This is a genomic window from Chryseobacterium sp. SIMBA_029 (assembly GCF_046535275.1).
Lineage (GTDB): Bacteria > Bacteroidota > Bacteroidia > Flavobacteriales > Weeksellaceae > Chryseobacterium.
Map to the genome: position 1 here is coordinate 1 of NZ_JAWRXA010000179.1, position 292 is coordinate 292.

Annotated in this window: 1 pseudogene; it reads right to left on the bottom strand. The window is 41.1% G+C overall.

Going from position 1 to position 292, the window contains the following annotated elements:
- Positions 1 to 277: pseudogene (locus tag SB679_RS23725) on the bottom strand (FAD-dependent monooxygenase); the annotation flags it as partial.
- Between the last annotated feature and the right edge of the window lie 15 nt (positions 278 to 292).

The window sequence follows — 292 nt, forward strand, 5'->3', positions numbered from 1 at the left end:
GCGTCATTACGTCGGCGACATCACCCAACATAGTTACATTGGCCTTTGTGTCCCAAGTCTGATCTAAAGGCATATAGGAAATGAGACGCGGAATAAACGGGGTAGCAGCATTTGTAAATAATTCATGCCATATATTGCTCCATTCAGAATATTCTTTTTTAAACCATTCCAGGATATCTGCACGATCAGAAAAATTCAGGGCGCTGTGTACAGCCCAGTTTTCATCTGCCTTAAAGCTTGCATAGAAACCAAGATCACCATTGCCTTTTTGGCCCATCAATATATTTTTGGT